The organism is Candidatus Ruminimicrobium bovinum (assembly GCF_902760015.1).
Classification (GTDB): domain Bacteria; phylum Elusimicrobiota; class Endomicrobiia; order Endomicrobiales; family Endomicrobiaceae; genus Ruminimicrobium; species Ruminimicrobium bovinum.
Genome location: NZ_CACWEU010000069.1, coordinates 1 through 11,265, shown reverse-complemented (window position 1 = coordinate 11,265; position 11,265 = coordinate 1). Strand labels below are relative to the sequence as shown.

At 31.3% G+C, this 11,265-nt stretch carries 13 protein-coding genes; 1 reads left to right on the top strand and 12 read right to left on the bottom strand.

What is annotated here, in order from left to right:
- The 8 genes from ACMUOV_RS02525 to hpt form a co-directional block, all read right to left on the bottom strand.
- Window positions 1-385 (bottom strand): pyridoxine 5'-phosphate synthase (locus tag ACMUOV_RS02525; protein WP_413853477.1); only part of this gene is annotated, 385 nt, incomplete at its 3' end.
- 316 nt (window positions 386-701) lie between these two features.
- Complete coding sequence (glmM, locus tag ACMUOV_RS02520) at window positions 702-2,051, bottom strand: phosphoglucosamine mutase (RefSeq protein ID WP_413853476.1); 1,350 nt, start codon at window positions 2,049-2,051, stop codon at window positions 702-704.
- On the bottom strand, window positions 2,048-2,179 hold the full coding sequence (locus ACMUOV_RS02515; RefSeq protein ID WP_413853475.1) for a hypothetical protein: 132 nt from the start codon (window positions 2,177-2,179) through the stop codon (window positions 2,048-2,050). The genes glmM and ACMUOV_RS02515 overlap by 4 nt, the downstream gene beginning before the upstream one ends.
- 4 nt (window positions 2,180-2,183) lie before the next feature.
- The gene (gene cdaA, locus ACMUOV_RS02510) at window positions 2,184-2,960 is read right to left on the bottom strand and encodes a diadenylate cyclase CdaA (protein WP_413853474.1); all 777 of its coding nucleotides are present in this window, start codon (window positions 2,958-2,960) and stop codon (window positions 2,184-2,186) included.
- 1 nt (window position 2,961) lies between these two features.
- Entirely contained in the window at window positions 2,962-4,149 is a 1,188-nt protein-coding gene (gene folP, locus ACMUOV_RS02505; RefSeq protein ID WP_413853473.1) for a dihydropteroate synthase, read from the bottom strand.
- Window position 4,150: 1 nt separating this feature from the next.
- Entirely contained in the window at window positions 4,151-4,729 is a 579-nt protein-coding gene (gene folE / locus ACMUOV_RS02500) for a GTP cyclohydrolase I FolE (protein WP_413853472.1), read from the bottom strand.
- Window positions 4,730-5,106: 377 nt separating this feature from the next.
- Window positions 5,107-7,161: an ATP-dependent zinc metalloprotease FtsH gene (gene ftsH, locus ACMUOV_RS02495; RefSeq protein ID WP_413853471.1), complete on the bottom strand. Its 2,055-nt coding sequence runs from the start codon at window positions 7,159-7,161 to the stop codon at window positions 5,107-5,109.
- Between the two features lie 10 nt (window positions 7,162-7,171).
- Window positions 7,172-7,696 carry a hypoxanthine phosphoribosyltransferase gene (gene hpt / locus ACMUOV_RS02490; RefSeq protein ID WP_413853470.1) on the bottom strand — a complete coding sequence of 175 codons (525 nt, stop codon included), beginning with the start codon at window positions 7,694-7,696 and terminating at the stop codon, window positions 7,172-7,174.
- 178 nt (window positions 7,697-7,874) lie between these two features.
- Between hpt and ACMUOV_RS02485 the strand changes: the two genes are divergently transcribed.
- Window positions 7,875-8,642 (top strand): hypothetical protein, encoded by a 768-nt coding sequence (locus tag ACMUOV_RS02485; RefSeq protein WP_413853469.1) that lies wholly within the window; start codon window positions 7,875-7,877, stop codon window positions 8,640-8,642.
- A 15-nt stretch (window positions 8,643-8,657) separates the two neighbouring features.
- Here the strand turns inward: ACMUOV_RS02485 and ACMUOV_RS02480 are convergent, their stop codons facing one another.
- The 4 genes from ACMUOV_RS02480 to ACMUOV_RS02465 all read right to left on the bottom strand — a co-directional run bounded on the left by ACMUOV_RS02480 (window position 8,658) and on the right by ACMUOV_RS02465 (window position 11,164).
- Entirely contained in the window at window positions 8,658-9,161 is a 504-nt protein-coding gene (locus ACMUOV_RS02480) for a hypothetical protein (RefSeq protein ID WP_413853468.1), read from the bottom strand.
- Between the two features lie 101 nt (window positions 9,162-9,262).
- Entirely contained in the window at window positions 9,263-9,898 is a 636-nt protein-coding gene (locus tag ACMUOV_RS02475; RefSeq protein ID WP_413853467.1) for a hypothetical protein, read from the bottom strand.
- A 28-nt stretch (window positions 9,899-9,926) separates the two neighbouring features.
- Window positions 9,927-10,187 (bottom strand): DUF1653 domain-containing protein, encoded by a 261-nt coding sequence (locus ACMUOV_RS02470; protein WP_413853466.1) that lies wholly within the window; start codon window positions 10,185-10,187, stop codon window positions 9,927-9,929.
- Between the two features lie 104 nt (window positions 10,188-10,291).
- On the bottom strand, window positions 10,292-11,164 hold the full coding sequence (locus ACMUOV_RS02465) for a DMT family transporter (RefSeq protein ID WP_413853464.1): 873 nt from the start codon (window positions 11,162-11,164) through the stop codon (window positions 10,292-10,294).
- Window positions 11,165-11,265 lie beyond the last annotated feature (101 nt).

Below are 11,265 nucleotides of genomic sequence, written 5' to 3'. Positions count from 1 at the left end.
TTACAATAATATCTTTTTCTTTTAATTTACCGACCACTGTTTTTAAATATTCTTTTTGGGAAACAACATCAAGCCCGCCCTCTGTTGTAACTTCCTGCCTTTTTTCCGGAACTATACAAACCGAATACGGTTGCAATTTCAAAGCAATGTTTATTATTTCTTCACATGCTGCCATTTCAAAATTAAGCTTTGTTCTTAAAGTGTTTTTTATATCAAAAACATCTTTATCCTGAATATGTCTTCTGTCTTCTCTTAAGTGCGTGGTTATGGAATCGGCACCTGCTTTTTCACAAATAGAAGCTGCCTGCAACGGACTTGGAAAATTTTCTTTTCTTGCCTGCCTTAAAGTTGCAACATGGTCAATATTTACACCGAGTTTTATCATTTATTTTTCCTCTATATAATACAACTATAGCTCAGAAGCTGAAAAGTTTAATAACAAATCTTTTAAAAATTTCTTTTGAAGCACGACTTGGAGCCGTTTATGAGTGCTGAAATTTTTAGAGTAAAAGACTATAAATTCTATAAAGTTTTTTAGTGCGACACTGTTTGAAGAAAAATCCGTTACATTATGTTGTTAGGATTTTTCACTGATGTTGGGCGGATAGTTGCGTAAGCAAGCTGTCCGGGGTTGTCGCACGGCTTTAAAAATTTCAAACGAATGGCGACACTGAGTGCGAAAAAGAGAATTTTTAAAAGAACTAAACTTTATTTTTTTCAACTTCTATAACTGCTACTTTTGCAATTTGTTGTGCAAGTTTTTTTATTTCTGTTTTATTTTTACCTTCAATCATAACTCTTAACAAATTTTCGGTTCCGGAATACCTAACCAAAACTCTGCCGTCATTACCTAATTTTTTTTCGGTTTGTTTTATAAATTTTAAAGTTTCGGGCAATTTTTCCAAAGGAACTTTTGTTTTAACTTTTTGGTTTATAAGTATTTGCGGATATTTTTTTATCCAACCGCACATTGCGGATAATGTTTTATTTTGTTCAATTAATATATTCAATAACTGCAATGCACTTGTAAGCCCGTCACCCGTATCAAGCAGTTGTTTAAATATAATATGTCCCGACTGTTCACCGCCTAAAATTGCTTTATATTTTTTTAAGTCCTGATATACATATCTGTCACCGACTTTGCTTGTAACAACATTTATTTTCTGTTCTTTTGCAGCTTTAAGCAACCCGAGGTTTGCCATAACAGTAATTACAAGTGTGTTGTTTTTAAGTTTACCGTTATCTTTTAAATATTTTGCAACTACACCCAAAAAATAATCACCGTCGCGAACATTGCCTTTTTCATCAACGGAAATTACCCTGTCGGCATCACCGTCAAAAGCAAAACCGCAAAAAGCTTTTTGTTTTTTTACCGTCTGTGCAACAACTTCCGGATGTAATGCACCGCAGTTAAAATTTATATTTTTACCGTCAGGTTTATTATTAATAACAACAACTTTTGCTTTTAATTTTTCAAATACATCAACTGCTATTTTTGAAGAAGCGCCGTTTGCACAATCTATTGCTATTTTTTTACCTTCAAGTAAATTTTTCGGAACAAGTGACAATAAAAATTTTTCATATTGTTTTATTAAATTTTTACCTGATAAATTTTTTATTTTTGAATTATTTTTTAAAACTTTTTTTTGTTCTATATATTTAACTAAGTTTTTTTCAAGTTTTGTTTCAACTTTATCGGGTAATTTTAAACCTTTCGAACTGAAAAATTTTATACCGTTATCGGTATACGGATTGTGCGAAGCGGATATTACAATACCTGCCTGATAATTATTATTTTTTAAAAGATATGAAACAGCTGCCGTAGGTAAAACACCTAAATTTATAACTTTAATTCCCGCAGCATTTATTCCCGTTTGTAAAGCTTTTAATATTCTTAAACCGGACTGTCTTGTATCTCTGCCGATTAAAATACCGTTGCCTTTTTTATCAAGCATTTCAGCCAACACATAACCTATAAGAGAAACTGTTTTGTTATCAAAAGGAAATTCGCTTGCTTTTCCCCTTATTCCGTCTGTTCCGAAAAATTTCATAACATTACCTCTGTAGATATTGATGTAACATAATACCAAAATAAAACAGCCAATAACAAAGCTATCAACTTCAGTTTCCAATTTCTTTTTAAATTTTCTTTAATTGATTTAAAATTAAATTTAATCATAAAATTATAATTCTACCTTTTTATAATAACAGTATTTTAATTTATTCAATAAATTTTCCTGTTCTATTGTTTCTATTTTACCCTCATAAGCAATGGAAATATTTCCGTTTTCTTCCGATACTATCAATATAACGGAGTCCGTTACCGAAGCAAGCCCCAAACCTGCTCTGTGCCTTGTTCCCAAATGTTTATTTTCAATACTGTTGCTTAAAGGCAGCACACATCCGGCAGAATGAATTCTTGCATCTTTTATTATTATAGCTCCGTCATGAACAGGAGCTTTTGTATTAAAAATAGAAAGTATAAGTTCTTGTGATATTTGTGCATCTATTACAATTCCGGTTTCGGAATAATTTTGTAAACCCATTTCTTTTTCCAAAACAATTAAACCGCCTATCCTTGCTTTACTCATTTCAATTGCGGATTCGGTAAGTTCTTCCAAAAAATCAAAATCTTTTTTTACGGAAGAATGATAAAAATGGAATTTTGAAAAACCCGCTCCTAATTTTGCAAGAACCAACCTTATTTCATCGTTAAAAACAACAGCAAGTATTACAACGGCACCTATCCAAAATTTACCAAGCAACCATGCAACGGTTTGTAAATGCAAAACATCTTTTGCAATAAGAGTTAAAAACATTAAAACCAAAAGCCCGATAACAATTTGTAAAGCCCTTGTTCCCTTTATAACTAAAATTAATCTGTAAAAAATGTAATACACTATAAATATATCCAATATATTTATAAGCCAATTACCCCAAATTGTTGAAATAAAGTCCATCTTAAATTTCCTTTATCCTTTCCAAAACATTTAATGTTTTTTTTGTTTCTTTAACATCATGTACACGAACGATATCGGCACCGTTTATAACCGAAATTATATTTGCCGCAATTGTTGCCGCAGGTCTTTCATCCAAATTTTTTGTTCCTATTATTTCACCCAAAAAACTCTTATTTGAAAGTCCGATAAGCAACGGAACATTTAATGCTTTAAATTCAAATAATCTTTTTATTATAAGTAAATTATCGGCGACGGTTTTTCCGAAACCTATACCCGGGTCAATAATAATACTTTCTTTTTTTATTCCGCTATCCAATGCAAAATTAATTTGTTCGGATAAAAAATTAAAAATTGTGTTTAATGTATTATTATATCTTATATTTTGTTGCATGGTCAAAGGATTTTTTTTCATGTGCATTAAAACAACGGCAGCATTGTTTTTTGCAACAACTTTTGCCATTTCTTTATTTTTATATCTTAATGCATAAATATCATTTATAATATCGGCACCTTCGGCTAATGCAACCCGTGCAACTTCCGGTTTATAAGTATCTACCGATACCGGCATTTTTGATTTTTTTCTGAACAGTTTTAAAAATTTTTTTATTTTTTCCGTCTCAAATTTAACCGAAACAGGCTTTGAACCGGGTCTTGTCGATTCAGCACCGACATCAATAATATCGGCACCGTCTTTTTGCATTTGCAAAGCGGTTTCTGCGGCAAACGATTCATCTTCTATTCCGTTTTGAAAAAAAGAATCGGGTGATAAATTTATTATACCCGTTACAAGTGTTTTATGTAACGATATTTTTTTATTTGCACAAACTATTTGTTTTAATTGAAATGAATTTATATCATTGATTTTTTGTGCTAAAAGTTTAAGCCCGAAAGGCTGCCCGTTTATTTTTAAAATCAATTTTTCTATTTGGTTTGTGTTTGCACATATAACTATATTTGATTTACCTTTTTTAAATAAAGAAACATCTTTACTTACGGCAACATCACAACCGCAAGAAATTGCTTCCTGTTTTAAAACATTTGCGGCTCTGTTATCAATATTTTCAACTACAAAGGAATTACCAACAATTTTTTTTGCAAGTTTTTCATAAACATACTCGTCACATTTTGAACTTGCAATTATTTTTATTGCATCTTTTATGGTATCTGCTTTTATTTTTTTTACAATCATTTTATTTTAATAACGAAAGGGCTTCGGAACGGGTTCTTGCATCCTTTAAAAATATTCCTCTCATTGCGGAAGTTATCATTTTTGCACCCGGCTTTCTAACCCCCCTCATCGTCATACATAAGTGTTCGGCTTCTATTACAACCATTGCACCTCTTGGTTGAACCGTTTTCATTATTGTATCCGCAATTTGTTCCGATAATCTTTCCTGCAGTTGTAACCTGTGTGCAAATGCTTCCACTACACGAACAAGTTTTGAAACGCCTACAATTCTTCCTTTTTTAGGTAAATATGCTATATGAACTTTTCCGGAAAAAGGTAACAAATGATGTTCGCACATTGAATATAATTGAATATCTTTGACTATAACAATTTCTTCGTATTCTTCGGTTTGATAATGAACCGATATTAAATTATTAATATCTTCATTGTAACCGGTAAAAAACTCCTCGTAAAATTCCGCAACTCTTTCGGGAGTTCTTTTTATGCCTTCTCTTTTTGTATCTTCGCCGAAGGCATCCAACATCATCGATACTGCTTTTTGAAATTTTTGTTTATCAAATTTTCTTGTTTTCTGTTTCATTTTTTTCTTCTTTATAACAATTTATAATTTACAATATAGAACGTATCAAAAGACATTTAAAAATATTTTTCTTTTTGACAGTGCAAAAACCACAATTTATAATGTAGAATTTATAATCAACTACAACTATAATTTTAAAAATTTCTTTTGAAGCACGACTTGGAGCCGCTTATAAGTGCAGAAATTTTTAGAGTAAAAAACTATAAATTCTATTAGTTTTTTAGTGCGATATGTAGAGAAATTTTTGATTACATTAGGTCGTTCAAAAATTTTGAGTTATCGCACGGCTTTAAAAATTTCAAACGAATGGCGACACTGAGTGCGAAAAAGAGAATTTTTAAAAAAATTTTTAAAGAACATATATTTTACATTCTAAATTACACATTAAACAAATCGTTTTGTGACGTATTTTCTTTTTTTCTCGGTTTTCTCGTTTTAGAATGTTGCTCTTGTTTTGCATCTTGTTCGTTTTTTTCTTCTTTTTTTATTTCCGTATCTTTTGCCGATTCTTGTTCAAGTTCAACCTGTTTCCGTTCAACTTCTTTAGGTTCAACTTTAATTTCCGGCTTTTCCCGAACCGGTTGTTTGATTTCCGTTTGTGCAACATTTACGGGTTCTTCTTTTTTCAAATCCAACGGTTCGCCTTTCATTATTTTATCAACTTCTTCACCGGTTAAAGTTTCTTTCTCAATTAACCCTTTAACCAAATTATCAAGTTTATCCCTGTTTTCTTCCAAAATTTTTCTTGCGGTATCTTTTGCTTTTGTAATAATTGCTTTAATTTCATCGTCAATAAGTTCGTTTGTTTTATCGGAATGTTTTTGTGTTCTTGAAATATCTCTGCCTAAGAAAACTTCTTCACTGTCTTTTTCCAAAGCAAGTGTTCCTATTTTGTCACTCATACCGAATTCGGTAACCATTCTTGTTGCAATTTTTGTTGCACGTGCAATATCATTTTGTGCACCTGTGGTTATTTCGTTAAACACCAATTCTTCTGCAACTCTTCCGCCCATAAAAATTGCAAGCCGTCCTTCAATTTCGGTTTTTGATGTTAAAAATTTATCTTCCAACGGAAGCTGTAAAGTATAACCTAATGCCCTTCCGCTTGCCATGATGGTAACTTTATGAACAGGGTCCATATTCGGAATAACTTTTGCAACTATTGTATGCCCTGCTTCATGGTAAGCGATAACGGATTTTTCCCTGTCGGATATTACCCTTGATTTTTTCTGAGGTCCTGCAAGAATTTTATCTATTGCAGCCTCAAAATTTTTCATGTTAACACTGTCTAAATTTTGCCTTGCCGCAAGTAAGGCGGCCTCGTTTGCAAGGTTTGCCAAATCGGCACCGACAAAACCGGAAGTTCTTCTTGCAATAACTTTTAAATCAACATCTGAACCCATTTTTATATTTTTTACATGAACTTTTAAAATTGCTTCCCTGTCGTTTAAGTCGGGAGTATTTACCATAACCTGCCTGTCAAACCTGCCAGCCCTAAGCAATGCCTGATCTAAAACATCCGGTCTGTTTGTGGCAGCTATTATAATTACGCCTTCTTTTGAATCGAAACCGTCCATTTCAACAAGCAACTGATTTAATGTTTGTTCTCTTTCGTCGTGACCGCCGCCAAGCCCGGCACCTCTTTGCCTGCCTACGGCATCTATTTCATCTATAAATAACAAACAAGGGGCATGCTTTCTGCCTTGGTCAAATAAATCCCTTACCCTTGAAGCACCTACACCTACAAACATTTCAACAAATTCAGAACCGCTTGAAGAAAAGAAAGGAACACCGGCTTCACCGGCTACGGCTTTTGCAAGTAAAGTTTTACCTGTTCCGGGAGCACCTGCAAGCAAAACACCTTTGGGAATTTTTCCGCCGAGCTTTTGAAACTTTGCCGGATTTTTTAAAAATTCTACTACCTCCTGCAGTTCTTCTTTTGCCTCTTCGCAACCTGCAACTTCTTTAAATGTTATTTTATTTTTATCGTTACCGGCAAGTTTTGCTTTACTTTTACCGAAACTCATTGCCTGCTTTCCGCCCATCTGAAAGCCACGCATCATCCATATCCAAAAGATAATTAAAAGTATTATAGGACCCCAACTCATTAAAAGCGGACCTATCCACCCGTTTTGCGGTTTAGCTTCAAATTTTGCAACTTTATTTTTTTCCATATCTTCAACAAGTTTCGGGTCTTCCAAACGAACGGTTTTAAATTTTTGTATTGAACCGTCGGCAGCTTTCATTTCGCCTTCAATGGAATCTGGAGAAATTAAAGCATTTATAACATTGCCTTGTCTGATACTTTGTTTAAAATCGGAATAAGGCAAATCCTGCTGTTTGCTTTTGTGCCTTGCAGACTGCATAAACGACAACAATATTACAAACAGGACTATCCAAAATATAAAGCCCCACGAATTATTAGCTTTCATAAACAACCTCTTATTTTAAAATTCCTATGTAAGGCAGGCCTCTGTATTTACCGTTATAATCCAAACCGTAGCCCACCAAAAAACCGTCTTTTACTTCTATGCCTTTATATTTAACTGAAACTCCTCTGTATTTTTTAACCGTTCTGTTAACAAGCGAACATAATGTTACCGTTTTTGCTTTGTTTTTTAAAATTAAATTTTTTAAATAATATAAAGTTCTTCCCGTATCACATATATCGTCAACTATAAGAACATCTTTATTTTTCACATCAACATTATTTTTAATTTTAACGGCTATTTTTTTTGAACTTTGTCTGCCGTTATATGACGACACTTTTATAAAATCAATTTCAAAATCAATTTTTAATTTCCTTATTATATCGCTGCAGAACACAACACTGCCGGAAAGTACCGACAATATAAGCAATTTTTTATTTTTAAAATCTTTATTTATTTTTTTTGCTATATCGGCAACTCTTTTTTCTATTTGCTGCCTGCTAAAAAGTTTTATAATTTTAGAATTTGATTTTTCCATTTTAAACTATTATTATATTCAAAATTCATTGATAAATCAAATATTTCCGAAAATATTAAAATCACAGACAACAACACAATGAAATATCTTATTAATTAAAAAAACAGATTGCGCAATGCAAAAAATTTTAAATATTTTGTATAATAGCTTGCATATATACAATAAACGAGGAGAAAAAATGAAAAAAATTTCAATTTTGTTTATAACATTGCTTGCTTGTTTAGGTTGTACAACTTATAACAGCGAAATAAAAAATAATTCTTATGCACCGGTTGCTTCAATGCAAGTTTTAAGGAATGCACCTTTAATGAAAACGGCAGAATCCATTTTGTTTTTTAATAAAGAAAATATTGAAAATATTGATGAACTTTTTAAAAACAGAAATAATGACGACAGATATTTTTGGCTTAAGCAAGATGAAACTTCAAAATTATATGTGTTAACAAAAACCATAGATTCTTTTTTGGAAAACAGAAATAAAATATTCACGGTACCTACTTATGTCAGTTTCAGATATATGCAGGATTTGGTAAACACTGCAGGCAGTAATGAAGAAGTTGATTTGATAGAAAATAAAACAACGGTAACAAAAGAAGGCAAGAATTTAAAATACGAAACGGAAAGAAAAGAATTTTTCAAAGATGAAATAATTAAAAACTTATATTTGGAAGGATTAAATATTGTTGAAGATTACGACAAGGCAAAATATGTGATAAATATTACCACAATTGAAGACGGTGTTATGGATAAATTCAAATTCGGGTTGTTTTATGTATTTTGGAAAACGTCCGGAATAATTTATTTAAAAGTGGAAATTATAGATATAAAAGAAAAGAAGGTAATATTGGAATACTATATGAAAAACAGGTCTGTTTATAAAGATACAAGATATATTTATTTTATTCCTAAAATAAAAATGACAGAAGATTTGGAATACGAATATTAATCAACCGGTATAATTCTATTTAATTTTTACTGCCGGGATTGTTTTTAATTGACCGCTTTTTGTAGTGTATTGATATATTCCCACTTGTTTTGCCGATTTTCCTTCGGGAATATTTATTTTTTGTTCATCATAATATAAATCATCGTCATCACCTAAAAGAAGCATTAATATTTCATTTGAAAAACCGCCGGCTTTTACAAGTGCGGCATTAGGTTTTAATACCTGAAAAACTTTTAATATTTCTTTTTCTTTTGCAATTATATCTCCGTCTTTCTTTTTTGAAAACAATGTAATTCCGGTTAATTTCTTTTCTTCCGGGTTTATATTTTCCTGTTTTTCATCTTGAGAAACAAAATTTTTAAAACTGTTCATAAATGTTTCGGCAAAAGATGTCATTTGTTCAACATATTTTTCCGCCTGTTCGGCTTCTTTTTTACTTTTATCATCACTGTTTTCCGCAAAAATTCCAACACAACAAAACAACATTGCAACAATTGATAAACTTATTATTTTTTTCATTTTATTACTCCTATAAATTTCATTAAGGATATTATATAAAATTTTTGTTGTATCATTTAAACATAAAAACTATTAAATTCGAACAATACCATATAACAAGCTTAGGACTTTTTTTCAATTGGAAGTTCTTTTACGGGCCAGCCGTAATCTTGATATTTTGTTACCGGTATTCCATGTTTTTGCACATAGTTTGCAAGAACTTCGGCTCTGTGTTTTTCTCTGCGAGTTTCATCGCTGTTAACTGCATGAAAATCTTCATATTTATCACCGAAAATTCCTTTGGCACTCGGTAAATTTTTTGAACCGTCCTCTACTTGCTCAAAATCCGTTACTTCAAAACCTTCATCTGTTTGTTTAATGTGCATAAGTCCGGGGTGGCTTCCTCCGGATACCGTTTTAAGAATATCTCCTTCTATATTATAGTTAAATACCCAAAAATCACCCCAAACAAGAATATCATCGGAATTTCTTTCGTCTACGGCTACAACAGTTTGGAAAGGAACACAAATTTCTCCCTCAAGGTATTTACTGCCGATTTCATTTATTAAGTATCTTTCAATGGCAGGGAAATATGTTGTTTCAATATTATTGTTTTCTTGTTGTAATGAAATGTTTTCATTTACGGTGCTTGTAACAACCGAATTTGATTTTTGCTCCTCAATATTTTCCTGTTTGTTTTGACAGGAAACAAATACAAATACTGCAAAAACCGCAATAAGTATAATGTTTTTATTCATATTTTTCTCCTAAGTAAAATTATATTTTTTATTTCCCGTTGGAATTTTTTTGTATTTTTTTACTTGGTATTTCCTGAAATTCAAACCTGTATTTTTGCTTTACATCGGGATATTTTTTACGGTCAACTTCCGATACAAACATATCAAACGGTCTTATATATAAACCGGTATTACCGTATAAAGCTCTATACACTACATATTTTTCGCCGGTTTCACTATGAGTTGCAACATCTTCAACAAAATAGTAATCACCTTTAAAATGTTTATATATTCCTTTTTTAAGTTCCATAAAACTTCCTCTAAATATTATCTTTTTAATATTATACTATTTTTAACAGTAATTACGGGAATTTAAAGGATAATAAAATACAGGTTATCCCATAATTGTATTGTTTATTTTTTTATTAAAAAAATACCGGTTATTACAAGAAAAAAACCTAAAACATTAAATAAAGAAAGTTGTTCACCGAATACAAGAAAACCGACGATTATTGCCGTAAGCGGTTCAAGTGCACCTATTATTGAAGTTTTTGTAGCACCTATAAGTTTTATTGCAACATTTACGGCTTCTATAGCAACTATTGTAGGTATTATTGCCAAACCTAAAACATATAACCATTGAGCAGGTTTTGTAAGCAACTGAAAATCAAGTCCGAACCTTAAACATATAAAATAAAAAACTGTTCCTGAAAGCATAACATAAAATGTTACTTTTTCGGTTTGCATATATTTTATGCTTTTTATTGTTTTTACAAATATCATATATAAAGCATACATTATTGCACCGCATAAAGAAAAAATAAAACCTAAAAATTTTCCGCCGGTGTGCATTTCGCCTGCATAATTTAAAAGGGCAACTCCCAAAAAGGCACAAGCAATTGAAACAACTGTTATTTTTGTAAGTTTTTCGTGAAAAAACAATGTCATAATTAAAGCAACTATTACAGGATAAACAAAAACTATCGTGCAGGCAATGCCGGAATCTATATATTTTAAAGCGGCAAATAAAGCAATGGAAGATACGGCAAAAGTAATTCCTACAAAAAATAATACAATAAATTCTTTAACCGTAACGGATAAATTTATTTTTTTATGAACCTTTAAAATATACAAATAAATTAATAATGCGAATAAATATCTGTAAAACAACGAATTTGATACCGACGAACCGGTATTGTATAACAATATGGCAAACAAAGGATATAAACCGTAACTAATTGAAGATATTATTGCATCAATAAAACCTATTCTTACCGCTCTTTTCATAATCGTTCTCTAAAAAACAATGTAAGATTATACCAAAAAAAGTACGGTTTGTCGTTGGCTTACATCAATTTTGTCAAACATAAAAGCAGGCGGGAGTTTTG